Here is a 25,930-nt window from a genome sequence, read left to right on the forward strand (position 1 = left end):
TTGTCTCCTCGTGGCGGGTGGGCGGTTGGGCGGATGTCCGGACGGTGTGTTCGGCTCGTTGATTGCACCCTATATTTGTATACAAAAAGTGGGTGCAATCAAGGACGAACTGCGGCCGAGTGATTGGTATTTACCCTTGGATCGCTTCGGGAAACAATCGCGCCATGAACCCTGGCGACAAGAACGAGGCGATCGAGTGCCGGCTGGTGCGGATGCGCGGCCGCGTGCAAGGGGTCGGCTATCGCGACGCCTGCGTGCGCCATGCGCGGGCCACGGGCGTCGCGGGCTGGGTCCGCAACCGTGCCGACGGGTCGGTGGAGGCGATGCTCCAAGGGTCGCGCCGCGAGCTGGATGCCATGTGCAAGTGGCTGCGCGACGGTGTGCCGGGCGCACGGGTCGACGCGCTCGAGCTCACGCAGCTGCCGCCGCCCGTCGATCGCCTCGATCGATTCGATCAGCTGCCGACCTTGTGATCGCACACGAATGCTCGCGACCGCGCCGACGCTGACGAGCGCCCGACTCACGCTGCGGCCGTGGCGCGAGGAAGACCTGGAGCCGTTTGCCGAGCTGAACGCCGATGCGCAGGTGATGGAGTACCTGCTTCGTCAGCTCACGCGGCCGGAGAGCGATGCGCTTGCCGATCGGATGCGCGAGCAATTCCGGGACACGGGATTCGGCTGGTGGGCGGTCGAAGCGCCGGGCATGGCCGGGTTCATCGGCGCGGTCGGCCTGTCGGTTCCGGCTTACTCGGCGGCGTTCACGCCCTGCGTCGAGATCGGCTGGCGGCTGGCCCGGGCCCACTGGGGTCGCGGCTATGCGCACGAGGCGGCGCGTGCAGTGCTCGCCTTCGGCTTCGAACAGGCCGGCCTCAACGAGATCGTGGCCATCACCGTCCCCGACAACCATCGTTCGCGGGCGCTCATGGCGAGGCTCGGCATGGTCCGAGCGCTCGGCGAAGACTTCGATCATCCGCTCGTCCCGGCGGGCCATCGGCTGGTTCGCCACGTGCTGTATCGCCTGTCGATAGAGGGATGGCGTGCACTGCAGCCGCCGCCGGCCTGCGGTAATGGAAGCGACAAGGCGTCAGCGAATGATCCGAACCATCGATTCGAGTGATCAGGTGTCTCGTCGACTGGTGATCCTCGAGGGCATCATGGGTTCCGGCAAGTCGACCACGATGCGCTCGATCGCCGCCCGCATGGAAGCGGCGCAGCGGCGCGTGCATCCCATCCACGAAAGAGTGGATCCGCACCCGATCCGCGCGACCGATGAGCTCGAGCATTGGTTCCAACCCTGGCTCGATGAGACGCCTGAAGGGCTTATCGAGCGAAGCCTGAGGAAATGGCGCTCCTTTGTAGACACCGCGCGGGCATCCGATGCGGTGCAGCTGGTGGACGGGCAGTTGTTTCATGGCGACCTGACGAACCTCTTTCTGATGGAGGCCGAGTTCACGACCATCGCGGCCTACGCCCAGGCAGTGGCGGTGGCGATCCGCCCCCTGAATCCGCTGTTGATCTACTTTCACCAGGACGATGTAGATCAGGCGATTCGAGTCGTCTCGGCAGAGCGCGGCGATGCGTGGGTGAAGTACCAGGTCGACTGGAAGCTGCAAGCGCCGTACAGCCGCCGGCGGAGGCTGGCCGGCATCGACGGTCTCGTTGCGCTGTACGAGGACTACCGGGCATTGACCGACAGGCTTTATGCAAGCCTCGATCTCGCCAAACTGGCCATCGAGAACTCGCGCCGTGACTGGCCGCTCTACCATCGACTCATCTTTCGAGAATTGACCATCGGCGACGAGCCGGCCAGTATCAAATCCGACGAATGAGGGCCCGCTGAACATGTCCAAAAAAGACTCCTCCAAGCCCGACGGCACCGACGAACCCTCGGGCATGCGCAAAGGCCTGACCAGCTACGGCGACCAGGACTTCTCGCTCTTCCTGCGCAAGGCCTTCATCAAGGGTGCCGGCTACACCGACGCGGCGCTCGAGCGCCCCGTGGTCGGCATCGCCAACACCGGCAGCGCCTACAACCCCTGCCACGGCAATGCGCCGCAGCTCATCGAAGCGGTGAAGCGCGGCGTGATGCTCGCCGGCGGATTGCCGATGGAATTTCCGACGATCTCCGTCCACGAGAGCTTCGCGGCGCCGACGAGCATGTACCTGCGCAACCTGATGTCGATGGACACCGAGGAGATGGTCCGCGCGCAGCCGATGGATGCGGTGGTCCTGATCGGCGGCTGCGACAAGACGGTGCCGGCACAGCTCATGGGCGCAGCGTCGGCCGGCATTCCCTCGATCCAGCTGATCACCGGATCGATGCTGACGGGCAGCCACCGCGGCGAGCGCGTCGGCGCCTGCACCGACTGCCGGCGCTACTGGGGAAAGTACCGCGCGGGCGAGATCGACGGCGACGAAACCGCGGACGTGAACAACCAGCTGGTGGCCAGCGTGGGCACCTGCTCGGTGATGGGCACGGCCAGCACCATGGCCTGCATCGCGGAAGCGCTGGGCATGACGATGCCCGGTGGTGCCTCGCCGCCGGCCGTCACCGCCGACCGCATCCGCATCGCGGAGCAGACCGGCGCGCAGGCGGTCCGGATCGCGCGCGACGGGTTGAGCATCGACAAGGTGCTCACGCCCGCCGCGTTCGAGAACGCGATGCGGGTGCTGCTCGCGATCGGCGGCTCGACCAACGGCATCGTGCACCTCGCGGCGATCGCAGGCCGCATGGGCCTGGACATCGACCTGCAGCTGCTCGACCGCATGGGACGCGAGACGCCCGTGCTGCTGGACCTGAAGCCCTCGGGCCAGCACTACATGGAAGACTTCCACAAGGCCGGCGGCATGGCGACGCTGCTGCGCGAACTCAAGCCCCTGCTGCGGCTCGAGGCCATGACGGTCACCGGCAGGACGCTGGGCGAGGAGATCGAGCGTGCGGGCCCGGGGTTCGTGCAGTCCGTGGTGCGCACGGCCGCCAACCCGATCTATCCGCAGGGCGGCATCGCGGTGCTGCGCGGCAACCTGGCGCCGGGCGGGGCCATCATCAAGCAGTCCGCGGCGGATGCCGGGCTCATGGAGCATGAAGGCCGCGCGGTGGTGTTCGAAAACATCGAGGACCTGGCCCTCCGCATCGACAGCGACGATCTCGACGTCGCGCGCGACGACGTGCTGGTGCTCAAGAACATCGGCCCCAAGGGCGCGCCGGGCATGCCGGAAGCCGGCTACATCCCGATCCCGCGCAAGCTCGCGCGGGCGGGCGTGAAGGACATGGTGCGCATCTCCGACGGCCGCATGAGCGGCACGGCCTTCGGCACCATCGTGCTGCACGTGACGCCGGAGTCGGCCATCGGCGGGCCGCTCGCGCATGTGCGCAACGGCGACCGCATCCGGCTGAGCGTGGCGAAGCGGGAGATATCGCTTCTGGTGTCGGACGACGAGCTGGCACGCCGCGCGGAGGAGTCGCCGGTGGTGGAGCCGACGGCCGAACGCGGCTATCGAAAGCTTTTTCTGCAGACGGTGATGCAGGCCGACAAGGGCGTCGACTTCGACTTTCTTTGCGCGACGAAGCCGGACGGCCGTTAAGCGCGCCGCGATGACTATGATGACCTGCCGCCACCGCACCACAGCAAGACCATGAGCATTCCCACCACCCGCCTGGGCCGCACCGGCCTGACCGTGTCGCGGCTCGCGCTCGGCACCATGACCTTCGGGCTGCAGACCGACGAAGCCGTCTCGAAGCGCATCCTCGACAAGGCCACCGAGGCCGGCATCAACTTCCTCGACACCGCCGACGTCTATCCGCTCGGCGGCACGGTCGAGACCACCGGCCGCACCGAAGAGATCATCGGCCGCTGGCTGCAATCGAAGGGGCCGGGCGCGCGCAGCCGCTTCGTGCTCGCCACCAAGGCGGTCGGCAAGGTCGGCCCGAACCCCTGGGACCAGGGCGCATCGCGCAAGCACCTGCTCGACGCCATCGACGCCTCGCTCAAGCGGCTGCAGACCGACCACGTCGACCTCTACCAGCTCCACAGCGACGACCGCGAGACGCCGCTCGACGAGAGCCTGGAGGCGCTCGATGTGATCGTCAGGTCCGGACGCGCGCGCTACGTCGGCGTTTCCAATTTCCTGGCCTACCGGCTGGCGCGTGCGATCGGGCGCTCCGAGGTGCGCAACCTGGTGCGCTTCGTCTCGGTGCAGCCGCGTTACAGCCTGCTGTTCCGAGAGATCGAGCGCGAGCTGCTGCCGCTCGCCGGCGAAGAAGGCCTGGGCGTGATTCCGTACAACCCGCTCGCGGGCGGCCTCTTGACCGGCAAGTACAAGTACAGCGCCAAGCCCGAGGACAACACGCGCTTCACGCTCGGCACCGCGGGCACGATGTACCAGGACCGCTACTGGAACGAGCGCAGCTTTGCCACCGTCGCGCAACTGCATGCGCTGGCCGACGAGGCGGGCGTGCCGCTCGCGACCCTGGCCGTGGCGTGGGTGATGGCCAACCCGCTCGTCACCGCGCCGCTGCTCGGTGCCAGCCGGCCGGAGCAGCTCGATGCCACCCTAACCGCGGCCGACTACAAGCTGGATGCGGGGCTGAAGCAGCGGCTCGACGAACTCACCGCCGACTACCGCAAGGGCGACGCGCCGCGCTGAGCGCAGCCGCCCGGCTCAACCGTAGCGCTGGCGCGCGAGCTCGGCTCCCGCGGCCAGCGCCTGCAGCTTCTGCAGCGCGACGGCGCGGTCCATCGGCGCCAGGCCGCAATTGGTGCAGGGCAAGAGCCTCCGCTTCGGCACATGCTGCAGCGCCTCGCCGATGGTGTCGGCCACCTGCTCGGGCGTCTCGACCACCTCGCTCGCCACGTCGATGACGCCGACCATCACGTCCTTGCCCTCGAGCAGGCGCATCAGCTGCGGCGGCACGTGCGAATGGAAGCATTCGAGGCTCACCTGCTGGATGCTGCTCTTCGCGAGCGCCGGAAACACCTGCTCGTACTGGCGCCATTCCTCGCCGAGCGTGGCCTTCCAGTCGACATTGGCCTGGATGCCATAGCCGTAGCAGATATGGACGGCCGTGGTGCAGCGCAGCCCCTGGGCCGCGCGCTCCAGCGCCCGCACGCCCCAGTCGGCGGCATCCTTCATATAGACGTTGAAGGCCGGCTCGTCGAACTGGACGATGTCGACGCCGTCGGCCTCCAGGGCCAGCGCCTCCTGGTTCAGCAGCTCGGCGAAAGCCATCGCGAGCTTCACGCGGTCGCCGTAGTGCCGGTCGGCGACTGTGTCGACGATGGTCATCGGCCCGGGCAGCGTGAACTTGATGCGGCGCTGCGTGTGGGCGCGCAGCAGCCGGGCTTCCGCGGCGTGCACGCGGCCTTTCAACCGGAGTTCCGAAACCACCTGCGGCACCATCGCGTCGTAGCGGTTGTCGCGGATGCCCATCCTGACCTTGTGCTCGAAGTCGATGCCCTCGACATGCTCGAGGAAGCCGTGGACGAAGTGCTGGCGCGACTGTTCGCCGTCGCCGATCACGTCCAGGCCGGCGTCTTCCTGCGCCTTGATCCAGAGCAAGGTGGCATCGGCCTTGGCCTGGGCCAGCTCGTCGCCCTCCAGCTTCCAGGCCGGCCAGAGCTTGCGCGGCTCCGCCAGCCAGGCGGGCTTGGGCAGGCTGCCGGCGATGGTCGAACTGAAGAGAGGTCGGGTCATGGGGGTTCCTTGGTCAGTGGTTCTTATTGGATCACCTTGTCCGCCCGATGCAGCACCGAGCGCGGGATGGTGAAGCCGATGCGCTTGGCGGTTTTCAGGTTGATCAGCAGCTCGAACTTGGTCGGCTGCTCGATGGGCAGATCGGCCGGCTTGGCGCCCTTCAGGATCCGGTCGACATAGCGGGCGCCGTCCTTGCCCTCCATGCCGTAGCCGGGCCCATAGGCCATGAGACAACCGTTTTCCGCGTAGTCGCCCCGTGCGCAGATCGATGGCAATCCGTTGGCGATCGCCAGTTCGGCGATGAGTTTCTGGTTCGAGTTGGCGACCGGGTTGAGCGTGACCCAGACGGCGTCGTTGCGCGCCTTGACGGCTTGCGTGAACGAGGCCACGTATTCGTCGACGCTGCCGGCCTCCATCGAATAGAGCTCCAGGCCCAGCTTCTTCGCGGGCGCCTGGCTCTCTTCCCACTGCGGAATAGAGCCCGGCGCCTTGCGGTCCCAGAGCACCGCGACGCGGGTGACCTTGGGCATGGTTTCCTTCAGCAGCTCCAGCCTTTTTCCGGCCAGGACCGCCGCCACGTTGGTGATCCCCGTGCTGTTGCCGCCCGGCCGCGCCAGGGTTTCGGCCAGGCCGGTGGTGATCGGGTCGGTGACGCCCATGAAGACGATGGGAATGGTGCCGGTCGTCTTCTTGGCAGCCAGTGCCGCGTTGGTCGTGACCGTGACGAGCACGTCCACCTCCAGCCGGAGCAGTTCGGCCGCGTGGCTCGGGAGCCGCTCCAGATCCAGGCCTTCATGGCGGTAGTCGATCTGGATGTTCTGCCCTTCGACATAGCCGAGGTCGCGCAGGCCCTGCCGGAATGCCTCCAGCCGGGGCGCGTCCGCGCTGGCCGAGACGGCCGCCAGATAGCCCACGCGCGGTACTTTCCTCGCCTGCTGGGCCTCGGCCACGGGGGCGGCGGCCAGCATCAGCGCGCAAAGAAGAAGCCGCAGGTTGTTGCCGTTCATCAGGTTTCTCATTAGAAGCTTCCATCTTCCATAGGCTGATTGGTGGATCTCGCCGAGCCCGCAAAGGCGGAAAATCGGCGCCGCGCCGCTGTAGATGGCGCAGCCCATCGACGACAAAGTGATCGAATCATGAAAGCCCCGGCCGCGCGGACCTCGCTGGGCTTCCATGGCGACGCGCCATCAGCAGTCGAAATGAAAGCAGCCGAGGAAGCTGGCCGTGCCATGCCGGATGCCGCGCTGCCGGCAGAGTCCACGCGCGACATCCACCGCGGGCACCTGTTCCGCAAGTACCTGCTGCTGATCCTCTCCTTGGTCATGACTGTGCTGTTGGCATCGAGCGCGATCAGTCTCTACTTTTCCTATCAGGAAAACAAGGCGGCGCTGGCCAGCCTGCAGCAGGTCAAGGCGCTCGGCGCGGCGTCGCGGATCGAGCAGTACATCCAGCAGCTCGCCGAACAGCTGAGCTTCGCTTCGCTTCCGATGTTCGACGAGGCGGACCTGGAAGCGCGCCGCATCGAGTTCCTGCGGCTCTTGCGCCAGGTCCCCGAGGTGACCGACGTGGCCCAGCTCGACGGCAGCGGCCGCGAACGGGTGGCGGTGTCGCGCCTGGGCATGGATTCGATCGGGTCCGGCAAGGACCGCTCGTCGGAAGCGGCGTTCCAGAACGCCCGGGCCGGCTCGCCCTGGTTCGGGCCCGTGTACTTCCACAAGGACACCGAGCCTTACATGACGGTGGCGATCCGCTCCCCGGGCGACAAGGGCGCCGTGACGGTGGCCGACCTCAATCTCAAGTTCATCTGGGACGTGATCTCGCGCATCAGCACCGACGACACCGGCAAGGCCTACGTGGTGGACAGCAAGGGCCTGCTGGTGGCGGACCCCGACATCGGCCTGGTGCTGCGCAAGACCAGCCTGGCCTCGGCGCCGCATGTCAGGGCCGCGGCGGCGGCGAGGGCGCCGGGCCCGCAGGCCATGGTGACGCGCGACCTGCAGGGCGCGGAGGTGCTGGCCTCGGTGGCGCCGATCGAACCGCTGGGCTGGAACGTGTTCGTCGAGCGGCCGATGGCCGAGGTGTATGCCAAGCTGAACGCATCGATCCTGCGCACCGGCCTGCTGCTGCTGGCCGGCCTGATGGTCTCCGCCGTGGCGGCATGGGTGCTGGCGCGCAACATGGTGCGGCCGATCCGCACGCTCGCCGAGGGCGCGCGGCGCATCGGCGAGGGCGAGCTGGACGCCCAGATCGTCATCAGGACCGGCGACGAGCTGGAAGCTCTGGCCGGCCAGTTCAACCGCATGTCGGCGCAGCTGCGGGAGTCCTACGGAGAGCTGGAGCGCAAGGTCGACCAGCGCACGGCGGAGCTGACGGCCTCGCTCGAGTTCCAGACTGCGGCGGCGGAAATCCTGCGGGTGCTCAGCCGCATGCCGGCCGATCTGCAGCCGGCCTTGCAGGCGATCGCCGAGCGCTCCGTGCTGCGCTGCCGCGCGGACGCCAGCAAGATCTGGCTGCAGGAGGGCGATCACTTCCGAGCCGTCACCGGCTATCCGCTCAAGGACGGCGCCGGGTCGAGCCGCGACGACATCCTGCCGACGAGCGCCGGGTCGGTGGTCGGGCGCGCCTTCGTCGAAGGCCGCACCATGCATGTGGAAGATGTCGCTCCGAAATCGCTCAGGGTGCCGCAGCGCGGCGGCGTTCGCACGGTGCTGGCGGTGCCGATCGTGCGCGACGGCGCCTCGGTCGGCGTCATCGCCGTCCTGCGCAAGGAAGTACAGCCCTTTTCGGAGGCGGAAGTGCGCCTGGTCGAGACTTTCGCCGACCAGGCCGTGATCGCGATCCAGAACGCGCGGCTGTTCCGCGAGATCGAGAACAAGGGCCGCGAGCTCGAGGTGGCCAACCGCCACAAATCGGAGTTTTTGGCCAACATGTCGCACGAGCTGCGCACGCCGCTGAACGCCATCATCGGTTTTTCCGAAGTGCTGGCCGAGCGGATGTTCGGCGAGGTCAACGACAAGCAGATGGAATACCTGCAGGACATCCATTCGTCCGGCCAGCACTTGCTGACGCTGATCAACGACGTGCTGGACCTGTCGAAGATCGAAGCGGGGCGGATGGAGCTGGACCTGAGCTGCATCGACCTCGGCCTGCTCATCGACGACGCCCTGACCCTGGTGCGCGAGCGCGCGCAGCGCGGCGGCATCCGGATCTCCCTCGAGGTCGGCGAGGGGCTGACGGAATGGGTGGCCGATGCCCGAAAGGTCAAGCAGGTGATCGTGAACCTGCTGTCGAATGCGGTGAAGTTCACCCCGGCCGGCGGCAGCGTGCGCCTGCGCGCCCGGCGCCTCGATGCAGCCGGCCGAGGCGTCGCCGAGGTCAGCGTGGCCGACACCGGCGTCGGCATCGCTCTGGAAGACCAGGCCCTGGTGTTCGACGAGTTCCGCCAGGCAGGCAGCGACGCGCTGCGCAGGTCGGAAGGCACGGGCCTGGGCTTGTCGCTGGCCAAGCGCTTCGTCGAGCTCCACGGCGGCACGATCCGCGTCGAGAGCCGGCCCGGCGAAGGCGCGACCTTCAGCTTCACGCTGCCGCAGCAGGTTCCGGAGGCCGTGGTATGAGACGCCGGGCATAGGGCGAGGTCACCGAATGAGCACCATCCTGATCGTCGAGGACAACGACAAGAACATGAAGCTGATGCGCGACGTGCTGCAGCACGCGGGCCACGCCACGCTGGAGGCGCGGACCGGGGAGGCGGGCGTGCAGCTGGCCATCGACCACCCGCCGGACCTGATCCTGATGGACGTGCAGCTGCCGGGCATGAGCGGCATCGCGGCCTTGCAGGAGATTCGCGCGCATCCGGTGCTGCAGGCGATCCCCGTCATCGCCGTGTCGGCCTCGGTCATGCCCGAGGACCATCGCAGCATCGTGAATTCGGGCTTCGACGCTTTCCTGACCAAGCCCATCGCCCTGAAGACCCTGCGCGCGACCGTCGCTCGCTTCCTGAAGCAGAAGGGGCCGCGATGAGTGCCCACGTCCTGGTCGTCGACGACGTCGAAAAGAACGTCAGGCTGCTCGCCGACGTCCTGAGCGCGCGCGGCTATCGAACGAGCACCGCGGCATCCGGCGAGGAAGCGCTGGCGCGCATCGCGGCCGACATGCCCGACCTGGTCTTGCTGGACGTGATGATGCCGGGCATGAACGGCTACGACGTGTGCCGCGCGATCCGTGCCGATCCGGCATGCGCGGTGCTGCCGGTGGTGCTGGTGACCGCGCTGGACCCGGAGCACGAGCGCGTGAAGGGGCTGGAGGCGGGCGCCGACGACTTTCTGAGCAAGCCCATCCACCAGGCCGAGCTGATGGCGCGCGTGCGCTCCCTGCTGCGCGTCAAGGCCTTGTACGACGAGGTCCAGCGGCAAAGGGCCGAGCTGCAGGCCTGGAACCTCACGCTCGAGCAGCGCGTGGCCGATGCGGCCCGGCAACTCGAGCGCGTCGGGCAGCTCAAGCGCTTCTTCTCGCCGCAACTGGCCCAGGCGATCCTGGCCGGCGGCGCCGACGACCCGCTCCAGAGCCATCGGCGCGAGATCACCGTCGTCTTTCTCGATCTGCGCGGCTTCACCTCCTTCACCGAGACGGCCGATCCCGAGGAGGTGATGGCCGTGCTGGGCCAATACCATGCGGCGATGGGGCGGCTGGTGCTGGCCCATGAAGGCACGCTGGAGCGCTTTTCCGGCGACGGCATGATGATCTTCTTCAACGATCCGCTGCCGGTGCCCGACGCACCGGTGCGCGCGGTGCGCATGGCGGTGCGGATGCAGCAGGAAATGCACCAGCTCAGCGACCAGTGGCGCCGGCGCGGCTACGACTTGCACATGGGCATCGGCATCGCGCAAGGCTTCGCGACCATCGGCAGCATCGGTTTCGAAGGGCGTATCGACTACGGGGCCATCGGAACCGTGACCAACCTGGCCGCGCGCCTGTGCGGAGAAGCGGAGGCTGGCGAGATCCTGCTGTCGCAGCGCATCCAGGCCGCCTTGCAGGAGGCGCGGCCCGAAGGCGAGTGGTCGATCCAGCAGGCCGGCGAGCTGTCGCTCAAGGGCTTTCAGCGCCAGGTGCCCGTGTGGCGCGTGGTGCCGGACGCCTGAGCTCAAGAACTACCACGCCGCCGGCAGCTTGCGCAGGATCACCAGGCGTCCATCGCGCTGCGTGACATAGCCGCCGGCGGTGAGTTCCTTCATCACCCGGTTCACCATCTCTCGCGAGGAGCCGATGCGGCCCGCGATGTCCTGCTGCGTCAACCTGTGGCGCAGCACGCGCTCCTCGCCGGCCGGCTCGGACAGCTCGATCAGCACGCGGACCATGCGGCCGTAGACGTCCTGCAGCGCAATGCTGCGAACCTGCTCGGTCAGGCGCCGCACCATGCGGATCAGCTTGTGGGTCAGGTGCACCGCGAAGTCGGGATGCTCCGCGAGGAACTGGCGCAGCTCCGAACCCTGGACCACGCGGCAGCTGCACGCCGTGAGCGCCTTGATCGATGCCGAGCGCTTCTCGCCATCGATCGAGAGTTCGCCGAAATACTCGCCGGGGCCGTACTCGGCGAGCACCACCTCGCGCCCGTCCTCCGAACTGGCGTAGACCTTCACCCGGCCGCTCAGCAGGATGTAGAGCGAGTCGGTCGTGTCGCCCTCGTTGATCAGGATCGCCTGGGCGGCGAACGAGCGCGTCGACCCGTGCGGCGCGATGGCATCGAGCAGCGGCTGCGGCAGGCAGTCATTGGCGTCGGCGGAATTCATCGGTCACTCCGGATGCTGCGCAGGGGCGCGGCCAGGCGGCTGCTGGCGGCAAACGATTATCGGCCGCCCCGCCGCCTGTGACCAATGTCACATCCGTGCGGCGCACTGCGCACTCGTGAGAAAGGGGGGCTCTGCCTAGATTGGAGGCACACCAGAGAGAGCCCGCCATGACCTCCCTTTTCCCTCGCTGCCCCCTGCTGATCGCCCATTGCGTCGGCCTGCGCCTGATCGCGCTCGCCCAAGCCAAGGCCGACCCCCGGCTGGCGGTGTGGGCCTTCGTCGTGGTGCTGTTCGGGATGCTGACGGCCTGTGCCGGCCTGCCGAGCGGCGTGCAGCGCCCGAGCTCGCAAGCCCGCACCGACGTGGCCGACACCCGCCTCGCCGCGGTGGCCGCCGCATCGTTGCCGGCCGGCAATGGCCAGCTGTCGGGCATGCGCCTGCTGCCCGCCGGCGACCAGGCTTTCGAGGCCCGCATCGCGCTGGTCCGTGCCGCCGAGAAGAGCATCGACGTGCAGTACTACCAGATCGCGGACGACCTGTCCGGCCGGCAGTTCCTGCGCGGACTGGCCGACGCCGCCGCCCGCGGCGTGCGCGTGCGCCTCCTGGTGGACGACCTGCACGCAGCCGGCCAAGACGCGCTGCTGGCCGGCCTGGCCGCCCGCCCGAACCTCGAACTGCGCATGTTCAACCCCTTGGCGGTGCGCGACGGCGGTGTCGCATCGCGCGTGCTGTTCTCGCTGCACGAGTTCTCGCGCGTCAACCGGCGCATGCACAACAAGCTGCTGGTCGCCGACAACGTGTTCGCGATCACCGGCGGCCGCAATATCGCCAACGAGTACTTCGGCCGCAGCGAGCCCGCCAACTTCATCGACATGGACATGTTCGCGGCCGGATCGGTGGTGCGCGAGCTGTCGATGGTGTTCGACGGCTACTGGAACAGCGAGCACGCCTATCCCATCCAGAGCCTCGCGGCAGCGGAGTTCTCGTCGGAAGCCTCCCGCGGCCGGTTCGACGACACCGTGCGTGCAGCCGGCGCCGCCGACCTGACGGTGGCGGCGCGCGACCCGCTCGGCCAGAGCAGCGTCGGCTCCCAGCTGGCCAACGGACGCCTCGAACTGCATATCGCCGCCGCCCGCGTGATCGCCGATGCACCGGCCAAGGCTGCGCCGGGCGATGCATCGCTCGCCTACGGCGCCGTCATGAACGGCAAGCTCGAGCTGATGCAGTCGGCGCGTTCAGAAGTGCTCGTTGCCTCGCCCTACTTCGTTCCGGGCCGGCGCACGCTGGAGATCCTGAAGCAGGCCACCGACAACCGGGTGCGCGTGTCGGTCATCACCAACTCGCTGGCCACGACGGACGAGCCGCTGGCGCACTTCGGCTACGCGCGCTATCGCGGCGCCTTGCTGCAGATGGGCGTCTCGCTGTTCGAGCTGATGCCCGGCGCCGAGACGCGGGACGGCGCCGCCGGCGAACTGCGCGGCTCGCTCGGCCGCCTGCATGCCAAGGTGGCGGTGGTGGACCAGCGCTGGCTCTACATCGGTTCGCTGAACATGGACCGCCGCTCGGCCCACTCCAACACCGAGATGGGCCTGATCGTCGACAGCCCGGAGCTGGCCGGCCAGGTGGCGAGCCTGCTGCAGGGCGAACGGCTGCCCCGGAGCTACCAGGTTCGCAGCACCGCCGACCAGCCGGGACTCCAGTGGGTCGCGCAGGACGGACAGGAAAAGCTCGTGTTCGCAGACGAGCCGAACTCGAACTGGGGCCAGCGGCTGCGCTTGTCGGTGGTGTCCATGTTCGTGGACGAAGAGCTTCTCTGAAGCGCCGCGCGGATCGCCGGCGGCTGCCGGAGATACACCGACGAGCACGCACTGGATTCATGCGGGGCACACCCCCCGCTTGCGCAGGCTCAGTTCACCAGGTCGCTGAGCGTGCGCGCGATCACCTTGGTCGCGCGCCGCAGGTCTTCGAGCAGCACGCGCTCGTCGTTGCGCTTGGCATGCGACTCGAGCACCGTGCGCGGCCCGGCGCCGTAGATCACCCCCGGGATGCCGGCTTCGCCGTACAGGCGCACGTCGGTATAGAGCGGCGTGCCCATGGCCTTGATCGGCTCGCCGAAGATCTCCTGGCCGTGCCTCTGGATCGCCTCGACCAGCGGCTTGTTGCCCGGCAGCGGCTTCATCGAATTGGCCAGCAGCAGGCGCTTGATCTCGACCGTGACGCCGGGCAGCGCTTCCGCGGCGTCGGCGATCAGCTTGCGGATCGTGGCCTCGACCTCGACCGGGTTCTCTTCCGGGATCATGCGGCGGTCGAGCTTGAAGACCACCTTGCCGGGCACGACATTGGTGTTGGTGCCTCCCTCGATGCGGCCGACGTTGAGGTAGGGGTGCGTGATGCCTTCGACCTTCGACCTCACCTGCTGGTACAGCGTGTTCTGCGCATAGAGCGCGTTCAGGATGTTTACCGCGCCCTGCAGCGCGTCGACGCCGGTCGTCGGTATCGCGGCATGCGCCATCTTGCCGTGCACCGTGACTTCCATCTGCAGGCAGCCGTTGTGCGCCGTCACCACCTCGTAGCTGAAGCCGGCCGCGATCAACAGGTCGGGCCTGGTGAGTCCGTTCTGGAGCAGCCAGCCCGGGCCCAGGACGCCGCCGAATTCCTCGTCGTAGGTGAAGTGCAGCTCGACGCTGCCGCGCGCCGGCCTGGCCACCGCTTCGAGCGCGCGCAGCGCAAAGGTGAAGCTCGCGAAGTCGCTCTTGCTGACCGCGGCGGCGCGGCCGTAGAGGCTGCCGCCCTCGATCTCGCCGCCGTAGGGGTCGTGCGTCCAGCCTTCGCCGGGCGGCACCACGTCGCCGTGGGCGTTCAATGCCACGGTGCGGCCGTCGCTTCCGTACTTGCGCCGCACGATCAGGTTGGTGATCGATTCGAGGCCCAGGGCCTTCACCTCCTGCTCGGGCACGGCATGTTTCTCGGCCTCGAAGCCGAAGTCCCTCAGCAGCTCGGCGGTGCGCTCGGCGTGCGGGGCATTGTTGCCCGGGGGCGTATCGGTCGGCACGCGCACCAGTTGTTGCAGGAACTGCACCTCCTCGTCGAAGTGGGCGTCGATCCAGGCGTCGAGTTTGTTGTAGTCGGTCATGGTCATTGGGTCTTTTCGGCGGCCAGATTGTCTAGCAGGAGCTGGAAGGCTTCGACCGCCAACTGCATGTCGTCGTTGGTGCTCGATTCGAGCGGGTTGTGGCTGATGCCGGAGTTGATGCCACGCACGAAGAGCATGGCCTGCGGCATCACCTCGTGCAGCTTCATCGCGTCGTGGCCGGCGCCGCTGGGCATGCGGAACAAGGGCACGCCGAGCGTGTCGACCGCCTTCTCCCAGCGCTGCTGCCATTCGGGCGCGCTCGGCGCGGCGGAGGCGCGCATGCTTTCTTCCAGCGTGTAGCGCACGCCGCGGCGCTCGCAGATGGCCTCGAGCTCGGCGAGCACATCGGCCGTCAGCGCGTCGCGCTGCGGGTTGTTGGGCGCACGCATGTCCAGGCTGAACTTGCAGCGGCCCGGCACCACGTTGATCGAGCCGCTCGGCACTTCCAGCATGCCGACGGTCGCGACCGAGTCGCCGTCCTTCGCGGCGCGCTGCTCGGCGAAGAGGATCAGCTCGGCCACCGCGGCGGCGGCATCGCGGCGGCGGTCCATCGGCGTGGTGCCGGCATGGCTGGCCATGCCGATCACCTCGCCCACATAGCGCACGCCGCCGTTGATCGATGTCACGATGCCGAGCGGGATGTCGAGCTCGTTGAGCACCGGGCCCTGCTCGATGTGCACTTCGACGAAGCCGAGGTACTTCGAAGGATCGCGCTGCAGCTTGGGGATGTCTTCTTCCTTGAGGCCGGCGATCTGCCGTGCCTCGCGCATGGTGATGCCGTCGGCGTCCTTCTGGTCCAGCCACTTGGGATCGAAGTGGCCGATCAGCGCGCCCGAGCCGAGGAAGGTGGCCTTGTAGCGCTGGCCTTCCTCTTCCGCGAAGCCTACGACTTCGAAAGCGAAGGGCAGGCGGCGGTTCTGGCGCTTGAGCTCGCGCACGCAGGCCATCGGCACGAAGATGCCGAGCCGGCCGTCGTACTTGCCGCCGTTGCGCACGGTGTCGTAGTGCGAGCCGGTGAGCAGCGTCCTGGCGCCCGGCGTGGCGGCTTCGTAGCGGCCGACCACGTTGCCGACGGCATCGATCTCCACGCTGTCGAAGCCGGCCTCGCGCATCCAGGCCGCGATCTGCTGCGCACAGGCGCGGTGCGCCTCGGTGAGGTAGGTCACCGTGAGCTGGCCCTTCTCGGCATAGCCCGGATCGGTGTGCACCGAGAGCTGTTCCTGCCAGTCCCACACCTCGTTGCCGAGCGTGGGCTGCGCACCGAACTTGTCGTCGAGCCGGATCTCGGCGATGCGGTGGATGTTGCGCAGCGCCTCGCCGCGCTCGAAGCCCGGATGGTTGTGCAGCCGGCGCTCGAAGGTGTCGATGATCTCGCGCTTCCCGAGGCCCGTGCCGCGCGGCCCGCGCACCGCGAGGATGAAGGGGAAGCCGAACTTCGCGTTGTAGCCGGCGTTGAGCTGCTGGATCTTCGCGAACTCCTCGGGCGTGCAGTCGGTCAGGCCGGCCTTGCCCTGCTCGCGGGTGGATTCGGCGGTCAGCGTCTTGCTCACCATGGCCTTGCCCGCGAGCTCCGGGTGGGCGCGGATCAGGTCCAGCTGTTCGTCGGTCGAGGCCTTGGAGACCACCTGCACCAGTGCGTGCTTGAGATGCGCGAGCGAGCGGAAGGGGCGCGCTGCCGCTGCGCGGCCGGCGATCCACGGCGAATGCTCGTAGGTGCCGTCGAGCAGGGCGGTGAACGCGTCGGGCGTGGCGGTGTTCAGTTGTTCGAGGGTGAGTGCCATGTCAGGCTCCGTGCGTGTCGGTGTACGGGTGTTGCGCCTTCCAGTGGCGCGCGATATCGAGCCGGCGGCAGACCCACACGCGCTCGTGCTTGGCGATGTGGTCGAGGAAGCGCTGCAGCGCGGTGATGCGGCCGGGGCGGCCGAGCAGGCGGCAGTGCATGCCGATGCTCATCATCTTCGGCGCCTCGTCGCCTTCCGCATAGAGCGCGTCGAAGCTGTCCTTCATGTACTGGAAGAAGGGGTCGGCATGCGAGTAGCCCTGCGGCAATGCGAAGCGCATGTCGTTGCAGTCCAGCGTGTAGGGCACGATGAGCTGCGGCACCACTTCGCCGTCGGTCTTCTGCACCTTCATCCAGAAGGGCAGGTCGTCGCCGTAGTAGTCGCTGTCGTATTCGAAGCCGCCGTAGTCGGCCACCAGCCGGCGCGTGCGCGGGCTGTCGCGGCCGGTGTACCAGCCGAGCGCACGCTCGCCGGTGAGCTTCTCGATGGCGGCCATGCCCAGGCGCATGTGCTCGCGCTCGGTGGCCTCGTCGAGGTTCTGGTAGTGGATCCAGCGCCAGCCGTGGCAGGCGATCTCGTGGCCCAGTTCCTTGAAGGCGGCCGCGACTTCCGGGTAGCGCTCGAGCGCCATGCCGACGCCGAACACGGTGAGCGGCAGGCCGCGCTTCTCGAACTCGCGCAGGATGCGCCAGACGCCCGCGCGCGAGCCGTACTCGTAGATGCCCTCCATGCTGATGTGCCGGTCGGGGAAGCTCGCCGGGTTGAACATCTCGGAGAGGAATTGCTCGGAACCCGCGTCGCCGTGCAGCACGCAGTTCTCGCCGCCCTCTTCATAGTTGAGGACGAACTGCACCGCGATCCGCGCGCGGCCGGGCCATTGCGCATGGGGCGGATTGCGGCCGTAGCCAACCAGGTCGCGCGGGTAGGGCAGGGTCGAATCGTAGAAGTTCATTTCAGGGCGGCTACACGAAGTGAGCAAGCAACGGGGGTGGGCATTTCTAGGCCAGTGCGAGGCTGATGTCGTGGGTGGGGACCTTGCGGTCGAAAACCAGGTTGGCCTCGACGTTCAGCAGGTGCTCGGTCATGAGGCGCACCGCGCGCTCCTCGTCCTTGGCGGCCAGGGCCTTCACGATGTCGGCGTGCTCGTCGTTCGAATGCTCGGCCGCGCTCGCGCTCTGGTACATCAGCGTGATGAGGGCGCAGCGCGAGATCAGCTCGCCGAGGATCTGCGCCAGCACCGCGTTGCCCATGAGCTCGGCCATGCGCACGTGGAAGTCGCCGAGCAGCTCGGTGCGGCCCGAAATGTCCTCACCCGAAACCGCGGCCTTCTCCAGCGCCACGTGCTCCCTGAGCGCCTTGATCTTGGCCGGCGTCACGCTGCGCACGAACTCGCGCGTCATCTCGGCTTCGAGCATGCGGCGCACCGCGAAGACCTGCTTGGCCTCGTCGACCGCCGGCGCCGCGACGAAGGCGCCACGCGCGGGCTCGAGCCGGATGAGCTTGTTCTGCGACAGCTGGAACAGTGCCTGCCGCACCAGCGTGCGCGAAACGCCGAAGTGGTCGGCCAGCTTCTGCTCGGCCAGCTTGCTGCCGGGCTGCAGCCGGTGTTCCACAATGGCCTTGGTGAGCGCGTCGACGATGGCGCGGGTGGTGGTCGAGTCCATGTTTTTCATGATAGACCCAAAGCCGAGAACTGTATACACTTTTGTCGACCGGAATTTCCCGAATGCCTTGAAGGAGCACAACCATGGGCTTGAGCACCCACGTTCTGGACACCATGCATGGCGGTCCCGCGGCCGGCATGGAGGTCGCGCTGTTCACCACCGAAGGCGAGCAGGCGACGCTCGTCAAGCGCTTCACGCTCAATGCCGACGGCCGCAGCGATGCGCCGCTCTACGACAACAGCACGCTGAAGGTCGGCACCTACCGCTTGGTGTTCGACGTGGCGGGGTACTTCAGGGCCAGGGGGGTGAAGCTGCCCGAGCCCAACTTCCTCAATCGCGTGTCGCTGGATTTCGGCGTGGCCCACACCGACCAGCACTACCATGTGCCCCTCTTGGTGAGCCCGTGGAGCTACTCCACCTACCGCGGGTCTTGAATGTTGCTCGCTCCCCAGGCTGCGCGCACCTCGTGTCGCTTCGCCAACCGCCCGTGCGCTGCGGCCCCCGCGAAAAGCCGGGCAGCCTCAGTGTTGCGACTGACCCTCTGTGAGCGTATCGAGCTGGAAATGCCCACCCTTGTCCCACAGCCAGGTGTCGGTCCAGACCAGCTTGCCGATGCGGGTCGCAGCCGGGTAGGGCGAGGCTTCGAGCACGGTGCGCTCGATCTCGGCGATCACTTCGGGCGCGTGCTTGGGCGCGCGCATCCAGTGCATCGAGACCACCTTGCCGTCGGCGTCGAGGCTGACCTGCAGCGTACCGACCGCATAGAGCAGCGGCGGCAGCTTGCCGCTGTAGATGCGTGCGCCGTTGCGTGCATAGATGTGGCGTGCGGCGTCCTGGCGGTATTCGCGGGGATTGGCTGCGTTCGAGGGCCGGGGAATCGCCTTGGCCGTCTGCCCGTCGGGAACGGCGCGGCTCAACTGGCCGGGCACGGTCGAGGTGATCGGCGCCGTCGGGCCGGGCGTGCCGCAGCCGGCCAGGCCGAGTGCGGTCGTGAGGGCGGCCGCGAGGGCGCGGTGGCGCGGCGTGAAGAGCTGCAAGTTCATCCACGGATTTATACCGTGCGCATGCGGCATCGCCGCAACCGAAGGTATCGCACATGAACGGCATGGTCGACGAACTGCTCGCACGCCTCGCGCGCGAAGAGGGCGTGCTGGTGCGCGTCGAGAAAACGCAGGGCTCGGCGCCGCGCGAGGCCGGCACCTGGATGGCGGTCTGGGCCGAGGGACTCACGGGCACCATCGGCGGCGGGCAACTGGAATTCCAGGCCACCGAAGAAGCGCGCGCCTGGCTGGCCGGCGGCCCGGCCATCGAAGGCGTGCGCCGCTACCCGCTCGGCCCGAGCCTGGGCCAATGCTGCGGCGGCGTGGTGTTCCTCTCGTACCGCCGCATCGCGGCATCGGACGCGAAGGCGCTGCAGGGCGAACTGCTGGCGCACCTGGAACCGGTGGCGCTCTTCGGCGGCGGCCACGTGGGCGCGGCGCTGGCGCGGCTGCTCTCGACCCTGCCTTTCACCGTGCGCTGGATCGACAGCCGCGACGGCGTGTTCCCCGATGCGCTGCCGGCGCAGATCGAGACCGAGCATTCGGAACCGGTGCAGGACGCGGTGGCGCAGCTCGCGCCGGGTTCGCGGGTGCTGATCATGAGCTTCAGCCATGCCGAGGACCTCGACATCGTGATCGCCTGCCTGAAGCGCCTGCGCTCGCGCAACGACCTGCCCTATATCGGGCTGATCGGCAGCAAGACCAAGTGGGCGACCTTCAGCCACCGGCTGGAGGCGCGGGGCTTCACCGCCGAGGAGCTGGCGCGCATCACCTGCCCGATCGGCGTGCCCGGTATCACGGGCAAGGAGCCCGAGGTGATCGCGGTCGCGGTGGCGGCACAGTTGCTGATGCAATGACGCCTCTCCCCAGGCTTGCCCACTTCGCGTGGCCGCCAAACGCGCCGCGGCACGGAGGCCTTGGCCCTTCCGGCCGTCCAAGCCTGCGCAGGCAGGCTTGGAGCCGCGGCCTTCAGCCCTCGCCGGGGGCCATACCAGCGGCCCGGCAAAGCCGGTTCCGCGGTATTCCTGGAATGGGTCCTGCTTTGGCGTAGCTCAGGGTTTTCCAGCACGCCTCGCGAAGAAAAAGCCTCGAATTCAAGCCATAAAGTGTATACACTTCAGTCCACAGGCCGCAGCGGAGCGAGGCCCCCACGAGGGTCTACGTTCGCGGCACTTTCTCTGCTTACAGCGCCCGCAGTGGTGAGCAGGCCAATACAAGGTTGAGCACATGGAAAGCTACTACCTCGACTGGGCCAATCTGCTGCTGCGCTGGGTCCACGTCATCACCGCCATCGCCTGGATCGGCGCGTCCTTCTACTTCGTGATGCTGGACAACAGCCTCGAGAAGCCGCAGGACCCCGAGTCGATCGACAAAGGCGTCGGCGGCGAGCAGTGGGCGGTGCACGGCGGCGGCTTCTACAACATGCAGAAGTACGCGCTGGCGCCGAAGAAGCTGCCGGACCACCTGCACTGGTCCTACTGGGAGAGCTACTCCACCTGGATCACCGGCTTCGCGCTCTTCACCATGTCCTACCTGTGGAACGCGAGCACCTACCTGATCGACAAGTCCAAGATGGACTGGCAGCCCGGCGCCGCGATCGCGGTGGCGCTGGCCTTCTTCGTCGTCTTCTGGATGGTCTACGACGGCATCTGCCAGCTCTTCGGCCGGCGCAAGAACGGCGACACCATCGTGGGCGTGCTGGTGGCGCTCTTCATCGTCTTCGCGACCTGGCTGGCCTGCCAATGGTTCGCGGGCCGCGCGGCCTTCCTGCTGGTGGGCGCGATGATGGCCACGACCATGAGCGGCAACGTGTTCTTCTGGATCATTCCGGGCCAGCGCAAGAACGTAGCGGCGCTGCGGGCCGGACTGCCGGTCGATCCGATCCACGGCGAGCGCGGCAAGCAGCGCAGCGTGCACAACACCTACTTCACGCTGCCGGTGCTGTTCTCGATGCTGAGCAACCACTACAGCTTCACCTACACGCACAAGTACAACTGGATCGTGCTGCTCCTGATCATGCTGGGCGGCGCGGCGATCCGGCAGTTCTTCGTGGTGCGGCACCGCTTCAAGCTCGGCAACGCGGGCAATCCGCTGCCCTATGCGATGGTCGGCGTGGTGGTGCTGGGCCTCTCCATCGTCTGGATGCGGCCCGAGCCCGCGGCCGCGCCGGTGGCGGGCGCCGCGGCGGCGCAGAAGGTGGCGTTCGGCGACGTCAAGAAGGTGCTGGAGCAGCGCTGCTACATGTGCCACGGCGCGCAGGTGCAGATGAAGAACGTGCGGCTCGACACGCCCGACCAGCTTGCCGCGCATGCGCAGGGCGTCTATCAGCAGGCGGTGGTCACGAAGATCATGCCGATGAACAACTCGACCGGCATGACGGACGCGGAACGCGCGCTGATCGCCAAGTGGTTCGAGGGCGGCGCCAAGACGAACTAGCGTCTGTGGACAATCGGGCCTGGAGACCAGTCAATGAACCTATCGAATCCGGTACCCGACCCGCGCGCCGCGCCGCGTGAATTCCTCGAACATCTCTACCGCGTCGCGGTCGAACGCGCGCTGCCGCTCGCCAGCATGGGCCCCTACCTGCCCAAGCCGCCCAAGGGCCGCACGCTGGTGCTCGGCGCCGGCAAGGCCGGCGGCTCGATGGCGCAGGCGCTCGAGGCGCTGTGGCCGGCCGATGCCAAGCTCGAAGGCCTGGTCGTCACGCGCTACCACCACATTCCGCCCAGGCCCGAAGGGCTGGCGAAGCGCATCGAGATCGTCGAGGCCGCGCATCCGGTGCCCGACGAGGCGGGCCTGAAGGCCGCCGAGCGCATGCTCGCGCTGACCCAGGGCCTCACGGCCGACGACCTGGTGCTGTGCCTGATCTCGGGCGGCGGCTCGGCCCTGCTCACGCTGCCGGCCGAAGGACTCACGCTGGCCGACAAGCAACGCATCAACAAGCAGCTGCTCGAATCGGGCGCCCACATCGGCGAGATGAACTGCGTGCGCAAGCACCTCTCGCGCATCAAGGGGGGCCGGCTCGCCGCGGCCTGCGCACCGGCGCAGGTGGTCACGCTCACCATCAGCGACGTGCCGGGCGACGACCCGGCCGTGATCGCGAGCGGGCCCACGGTGCCCGATGCCACGACCTGCGCCGACGCGCTGGCCATCCTCGACCGCTACCGCATCGAGGTGCCGGCGGCGGTGCGCGCGCAGCTCGAAAGCGGCGCGCTCGAAACACCCAAGCCGGATGACGCGGTGTTCAAGGGCCATGCCACGCACTTGATCGCGACGCCGCAGCAATCGCTCGAAGCCGCCGCCGCCGCGGCGCGCGCGGCCGGCATCGAGGCCCACATCCTGAGCGACGAGATGGAAGGCGAGTCGCGCGAGGTCGGCAAGGTGCAGGGTGCGCTGGCGCGTGCGGTCGCACTGCGCGGCGCGCCCTTCGCGAAGCCCTGCGTGATCCTTTCGGGCGGCGAGACGACCGTCACGATCCGGCCGCGCCAGCCGGGCCAGGCCAAGGGCCGCGGCGGCCGCGCCGGCGAGTTCTGCCTCGGGCTCGCGGGCGCGCTGGCAGGGCAGAGGAATGTGTGGGCGCTGGCGGCAGACACCGACGGCATCGACGGCGTCGAGGACAACGCCGGCGCCTTCGTTGCGCCCGATACGCTCGCGCGCGCCGAGGCCACGGGCCGCAAGCTCGCCGACCACCTGGACCGCAACGACGCCTACGGCTACTTCGACGCCATCGGCGATCTTTGCGTGACGGGGCCTACGCATACCAATGTGAACGACTTTCGGGCGTTGTTGGTGTTGTAGGGGGCACGTCGCGCGCGTGTCCTCGCCCGCAGGCGGCACATCTACAGCTGGCAGAAGATGATCTTCATGGCCGAGTCATCCCTCTTGTAGTGGGGCCCCGGCCTGGTGAAGACCTCGTCGAGCAGGACGAGGTCCGTCATCTTCGATACATCGAACAAGGGCTCGCGCTCCGAGCCGCCCTCGAGCTGGTGCGCGCGAAGCAGCTCGGTCCCCTTGGTACCCATCCCATAGCACTGGGGCTCGACGAGGCGGGTTCGCCCGTTGTAGGAGAAACGCAGTCTTCGCCTTTCCTGAATCGATCGAGCGATGACGGGGTTCATGCAGGCGCCCTCGCCAACGCGTCCTCGCCAACACAGCGGACGGCTGGCGCTGGACCTCGTGATGCTGACCAAAGCCCTCGGCGGGACAGCACACTAGGCCCTCAGGGCGGCCTCGCGCGTCTCGGCGAAAGCGCTGCGGCCCAGCCAGCGCCACAGGTCGCGCGCATCGCGCGCGGTGCCCGTCACGCGCAGCCGGCGTTCGCGGATCAGCGCCTCGGCGTCGCGGTCGCCGGTCCAGACTTCGGTCAGCGCCAGCACCGTCGATTCGACGATCAGCGTGGCGTCCTCGCCGGGATCGTCGCGGCACAGGTCGGCGCTGCCCTTGTCCACCACCAGCCACCAGCGGCGCTCGCCCTCGGGCGCATCGGTAAAGCGGAAGTGGACGACGATGCAGCGTCCGCGCGGACATTCGTCGAGCCGCACGAAGCGGCGGATGTCCCACATCAGGAAGCCGGCGTCGAGCTGGCCGCGCTTCAGGCGGCTGCCGATCCAGCGTGCGCCCCAGTGGCCCAGCGCCATCACGATCGGCCGCAACTCCTCGCCGGCGCCGGTGAGGTGGTACTCCGCCGACACGCCCGTGCCCTGCACGCGCTTGACGACGCCGACTTCCTCGAGCTTGCGCAGCCGCTGCGCGAGCAGCGAGCCCGACATGCGCGGGACGCCGCGACGGATGTCGTTGAAGCGGGTGCTGCCGCACATGAGTTCGCGCACGACCAAGGGCGTCCAGCGCTCGCAGAGCACTTCGGCGCCGCGCGCGACGGTGCAGAACTGGCCGTAATCGATCATGAGGCGAATCTATTCCTGTCGGCCCGGCAAGGCCAGTTCAAATTCTGGACTGGCGCGCAGGGCTGTGCGCAACGATGCTTCATGCACCTTCCTTCTTCTGGAGACGCACCATGAGCACCGTTCTGCAGCCGGCATTCGATGCCGCCGCCTTCAAGACCACGACACGCGCGCAGTGGCAGGCCGCCGCCGAGGCCTGGCACCGCTGGGGCCCCTTCCTCGGCGACTGGCTCGGCGAGGCGACCGAGACCATGTTCGACCTGGCCCGCATCGGCCCGGGCTCGCGGGTGCTCGACATCGCAGCGGGCGCCGGCGAACAGTCGATCTCGGCGGCGCGGCGCGTGGGCGAAAGCGGCCATGTGCTCGCCACCGACATCGCGCCGGCCTTGCTCGAACGCGCGGCCGCGGACGCCCGGACGGCGGGCCTCTCCAACCTCGAAACGCGCGAGCTCGACGGCGAGGCGCTCGACACGCTGCCCGCCGGCTCCTTCGACGCCGCGATCAGCCGTGTCGGCCTGATCTACTTTCCCGACCAGCAGCGCGCGCTCGCGGGCATGTGCCGCGCGTTGCGGCCGGGCGGGCGGGTGGCGGCCATCGTCTACTCGACGCCCGAGCGCAATGCCTTCTTCTCGATCCCGGTGAAGATCATCCGCGAGCGCGCCAAGCTGCCGCCGCCGCTGCCCGGGCAGCCGGGGCCGTTCTCGCTCGGCGCCGAAGGCGTGCTGGAAGCCGCCTTCGCCAAGGCCGGCTTGCGCAACATCGAGGTGCGCAAGGTGCCGTCGCCGGTCAAGCTGCCGAGTGCGGCGGAATGCGTGCGCTTCGAGCGCGAGTCCTTCGGCGCGCTGCACCAGATGATGGTGGCGTTGAGCGAAGCGGAGCGGGCGCAGGCCTGGCAGGCCATCGAGGAAGCCTTGCGCGCCTTCGAAACCGGCGACGGCTTCGTCGGGCCGTGCGAGATGCTGGTGGGCGTGGGAACGGTCTAGACCCTCAGGTGGCGGACCAGCAGGTCCGCCGCCGGCGACAGCAGCTCGCCGGTCTTGGTCGCCATCATCAGCCGGCGCACCGCCCACGCATCCTTGAGCCGCACCACCCGCAGGTCGAGCGCGATCACCTGCGCCTTGCAGGCCGCCAGCGGCACCACGCCGATGCCGAGGTTGGCCGCGATCATGTGGCACATGGCATCGAAGCTGCGCACCTGCACGCGCAGGCGCATCGGGATGCCGGCCTGCTCGGCGGCGCGCGAGGTCAGCTCCAGCAATGAGCTGCTGCGGTTCAGGCCGACGAACTCGTGCGCCAGGCAGGTCTTGAAGTCGGCGCGCCGGGTGCGCGCCAGCGGATGCTGCCTGGCGCACAGCACCACCAGCTCGTCGGTCTGGAAGGGCGCCACGTCCAGCCCGTAGGTCGGGGTGTTCTCGGCGAACACGCCGACGTCCGCGAGGCCATCGACCAGCGCGCGGACGATGTCGCCGCTCAGCTGTTCCTCGACCTCGACGCGGATGTCCGGATGAGCTTCAAGAAAGCTCGCCAGCGCGGCCGGCAGGAACTCGGTGAGCGCCGACATGTTGGCCCACAGCCGCACATGGCCGCGCACGCCGCTCGAATAGTCCTTGAGCTCGGTGCTGAACTGCTCGAAGCCCTGGAACAGCCGCATCGCGTGCTGCATGGCGACGTGGCCGGCCGGCGTCAGCGCAATGCCCTGCGGGCTGCGGTCGAGCAGCTTCGAGCCGGTGGCGTTCTCGAAATCCGACAGGCGCCGGCTCGCGGCCGACAAGGCCAGGTGGCAGGCCTCGGCGCCCTTGGTGATGCTGCCCGACTGGGCCACCGCGCAGAACAGACGCAGGGTGACGAAGTCGACGCGGGCCGGATTGATGGTGCTCGCCATCCGGCGATTCTAGGCCTGGGGCTTCGCGTTTCGCGAAGGGGTGCTGCCAT

At 68.2% G+C, this 25,930-nt stretch carries 25 protein-coding genes; 14 read left to right on the top strand and 11 right to left on the bottom strand.

Annotated elements, in window-relative coordinates:
- Nucleotides 1–164: 164 nt before the first annotated feature.
- Genes EJI01_RS05955 through EJI01_RS05975 form a run of 5 tightly spaced genes read left to right on the top strand, consistent with a single transcriptional unit; the run spans nt 165 to nt 4,646 of the window.
- Entirely contained in the window at nt 165–473 is a 309-nt protein-coding gene (locus tag EJI01_RS05955; protein ID WP_126836208.1) for an acylphosphatase, read from the top strand.
- A gap of 10 nt (nt 474–483) precedes the next feature.
- A complete protein-coding gene (locus EJI01_RS05960) occupies nt 484–1,116 on the top strand; it encodes a GNAT family N-acetyltransferase (protein WP_126836209.1) in 633 nt (210 codons plus the stop codon).
- A complete protein-coding gene (locus EJI01_RS05965) occupies nt 1,091–1,828 on the top strand; it encodes a hypothetical protein (RefSeq protein WP_185878836.1) in 738 nt (245 codons plus the stop codon). The genes EJI01_RS05960 and EJI01_RS05965 overlap by 26 nt, the downstream gene beginning before the upstream one ends.
- Before the next feature lie 13 nt (nt 1,829–1,841).
- Nucleotides 1,842–3,584, top strand: coding sequence for an IlvD/Edd family dehydratase (locus EJI01_RS05970; protein WP_126836210.1), 1,743 nt, complete (start codon nt 1,842–1,844; stop codon nt 3,582–3,584).
- Between the two features lie 51 nt (nt 3,585–3,635).
- Entirely contained in the window at nt 3,636–4,646 is a 1,011-nt protein-coding gene (locus EJI01_RS05975; protein WP_126836211.1) for an aldo/keto reductase, read from the top strand.
- A 15-nt stretch (nt 4,647–4,661) separates the two neighbouring features.
- Here EJI01_RS05975 and EJI01_RS05980 read toward each other — a convergent pair whose 3' ends face one another.
- Complete coding sequence (locus tag EJI01_RS05980; protein WP_126836212.1) at nt 4,662–5,693, bottom strand: methionine synthase; 1,032 nt, start codon at nt 5,691–5,693, stop codon at nt 4,662–4,664.
- 23 nt (nt 5,694–5,716) lie between these two features.
- The gene (locus EJI01_RS05985) at nt 5,717–6,712 is read right to left on the bottom strand and encodes an ABC transporter substrate-binding protein (RefSeq protein ID WP_185878837.1); all 996 of its coding nucleotides are present in this window, start codon (nt 6,710–6,712) and stop codon (nt 5,717–5,719) included.
- A gap of 180 nt (nt 6,713–6,892) precedes the next feature.
- Between EJI01_RS05985 and EJI01_RS05990 the strand changes: the two genes are divergently transcribed.
- Genes EJI01_RS05990 through EJI01_RS06000 form a run of 3 tightly spaced genes read left to right on the top strand, consistent with a single transcriptional unit; the run spans nt 6,893 to nt 10,831 of the window.
- Nucleotides 6,893–9,307, top strand: coding sequence for an ATP-binding protein (locus EJI01_RS05990; RefSeq protein ID WP_185878838.1), 2,415 nt, complete (start codon nt 6,893–6,895; stop codon nt 9,305–9,307).
- Between the two features lie 28 nt (nt 9,308–9,335).
- A complete protein-coding gene (locus EJI01_RS05995; RefSeq protein WP_126836215.1) occupies nt 9,336–9,713 on the top strand; it encodes a response regulator in 378 nt (125 codons plus the stop codon).
- Nucleotides 9,710–10,831, top strand: coding sequence for an adenylate/guanylate cyclase domain-containing response regulator (locus tag EJI01_RS06000; protein ID WP_126836216.1), 1,122 nt, complete (start codon nt 9,710–9,712; stop codon nt 10,829–10,831). The genes EJI01_RS05995 and EJI01_RS06000 overlap by 4 nt, the downstream gene beginning before the upstream one ends.
- Nucleotides 10,832–10,840: 9 nt before the next feature.
- On the opposite strand, the gene EJI01_RS06005 is transcribed toward EJI01_RS06000, so the two are convergent.
- Entirely contained in the window at nt 10,841–11,479 is a 639-nt protein-coding gene (locus EJI01_RS06005) for a Crp/Fnr family transcriptional regulator (protein ID WP_126836217.1), read from the bottom strand.
- 167 nt (nt 11,480–11,646) lie between these two features.
- On the opposite strand from EJI01_RS06005, the gene EJI01_RS06010 reads away from it, so the two are divergent.
- Nucleotides 11,647–13,296, top strand: coding sequence for a phospholipase D-like domain-containing protein (locus tag EJI01_RS06010; RefSeq protein WP_126836218.1), 1,650 nt, complete (start codon nt 11,647–11,649; stop codon nt 13,294–13,296).
- 89 nt (nt 13,297–13,385) lie between these two features.
- On the opposite strand, the gene EJI01_RS06015 is transcribed toward EJI01_RS06010, so the two are convergent.
- The 4 genes from EJI01_RS06015 to EJI01_RS06030 are packed head-to-tail and all read right to left on the bottom strand — an operon-like array spanning nt 13,386 to nt 18,066.
- Nucleotides 13,386–14,612 carry a M20 family metallopeptidase gene (locus EJI01_RS06015; protein ID WP_126836219.1) on the bottom strand — a complete coding sequence of 409 codons (1,227 nt, stop codon included), beginning with the start codon at nt 14,610–14,612 and terminating at the stop codon, nt 13,386–13,388.
- Between the two features lie 2 nt (nt 14,613–14,614).
- On the bottom strand, nt 14,615–16,393 hold the full coding sequence (gene uraD / locus EJI01_RS06020) for a 2-oxo-4-hydroxy-4-carboxy-5-ureidoimidazoline decarboxylase (protein WP_126836220.1): 1,779 nt from the start codon (nt 16,391–16,393) through the stop codon (nt 14,615–14,617).
- A 1-nt stretch (nt 16,394) separates the two neighbouring features.
- The gene (puuE, locus tag EJI01_RS06025) at nt 16,395–17,345 is read right to left on the bottom strand and encodes an allantoinase PuuE (RefSeq protein ID WP_126836221.1); all 951 of its coding nucleotides are present in this window, start codon (nt 17,343–17,345) and stop codon (nt 16,395–16,397) included.
- 46 nt (nt 17,346–17,391) lie between these two features.
- Nucleotides 17,392–18,066 (bottom strand): GntR family transcriptional regulator, encoded by a 675-nt coding sequence (locus EJI01_RS06030; protein WP_126836222.1) that lies wholly within the window; start codon nt 18,064–18,066, stop codon nt 17,392–17,394.
- Between the two features lie 74 nt (nt 18,067–18,140).
- Here EJI01_RS06030 and uraH point away from each other — a divergent pair, with 74 nt between their 5' ends.
- Nucleotides 18,141–18,491, top strand: coding sequence for a hydroxyisourate hydrolase (uraH, locus tag EJI01_RS06035; RefSeq protein ID WP_126836223.1), 351 nt, complete (start codon nt 18,141–18,143; stop codon nt 18,489–18,491).
- A gap of 87 nt (nt 18,492–18,578) precedes the next feature.
- On the opposite strand, the gene EJI01_RS06040 is transcribed toward uraH, so the two are convergent.
- Entirely contained in the window at nt 18,579–19,100 is a 522-nt protein-coding gene (locus tag EJI01_RS06040; RefSeq protein WP_185878839.1) for a hypothetical protein, read from the bottom strand.
- Nucleotides 19,101–19,153: 53 nt separating this feature from the next.
- On the opposite strand from EJI01_RS06040, the gene xdhC reads away from it, so the two are divergent.
- The 3 genes from xdhC (at nt 19,154) to EJI01_RS06055 (ending at nt 22,895) form a co-directional block, all read left to right on the top strand.
- Nucleotides 19,154–19,954 (top strand): xanthine dehydrogenase accessory protein XdhC, encoded by an 801-nt coding sequence (gene xdhC / locus EJI01_RS06045; RefSeq protein ID WP_126836225.1) that lies wholly within the window; start codon nt 19,154–19,156, stop codon nt 19,952–19,954.
- A 370-nt stretch (nt 19,955–20,324) separates the two neighbouring features.
- Nucleotides 20,325–21,533, top strand: a complete 1,209-nt coding sequence (locus EJI01_RS06050) for a urate hydroxylase PuuD (RefSeq protein ID WP_126836226.1) — start codon at nt 20,325–20,327, stop codon at nt 21,531–21,533.
- A 33-nt stretch (nt 21,534–21,566) separates the two neighbouring features.
- Nucleotides 21,567–22,895 (top strand): glycerate kinase, encoded by a 1,329-nt coding sequence (locus tag EJI01_RS06055; protein WP_126836227.1) that lies wholly within the window; start codon nt 21,567–21,569, stop codon nt 22,893–22,895.
- Between the two features lie 41 nt (nt 22,896–22,936).
- Here the strand turns inward: EJI01_RS06055 and EJI01_RS06060 are convergent, their stop codons facing one another.
- Both EJI01_RS06060 and EJI01_RS06065 read right to left on the bottom strand, forming a co-directional pair.
- A complete protein-coding gene (locus tag EJI01_RS06060; RefSeq protein ID WP_126836228.1) occupies nt 22,937–23,119 on the bottom strand; it encodes a hypothetical protein in 183 nt (60 codons plus the stop codon).
- Between the two features lie 189 nt (nt 23,120–23,308).
- Nucleotides 23,309–24,001 (bottom strand): winged helix-turn-helix transcriptional regulator, encoded by a 693-nt coding sequence (locus tag EJI01_RS06065; protein ID WP_126836229.1) that lies wholly within the window; start codon nt 23,999–24,001, stop codon nt 23,309–23,311.
- 110 nt (nt 24,002–24,111) lie between these two features.
- Between EJI01_RS06065 and EJI01_RS06070 the strand changes: the two genes are divergently transcribed.
- Complete coding sequence (locus EJI01_RS06070; RefSeq protein WP_126836230.1) at nt 24,112–24,981, top strand: class I SAM-dependent methyltransferase; 870 nt, start codon at nt 24,112–24,114, stop codon at nt 24,979–24,981.
- On the opposite strand, the gene EJI01_RS06075 is transcribed toward EJI01_RS06070, so the two are convergent.
- A complete protein-coding gene (locus EJI01_RS06075; RefSeq protein ID WP_126836231.1) occupies nt 24,978–25,880 on the bottom strand; it encodes a LysR substrate-binding domain-containing protein in 903 nt (300 codons plus the stop codon). The genes EJI01_RS06070 and EJI01_RS06075 overlap by 4 nt on opposite strands.
- Between the last annotated feature and the right edge of the window lie 50 nt (nt 25,881–25,930).

The sequence above is a fragment of the Variovorax sp. MHTC-1 genome, assembly GCF_003984645.1.
In the GTDB taxonomy this organism is placed as follows: Bacteria; Pseudomonadota; Gammaproteobacteria; order Burkholderiales; family Burkholderiaceae_C; genus Variovorax.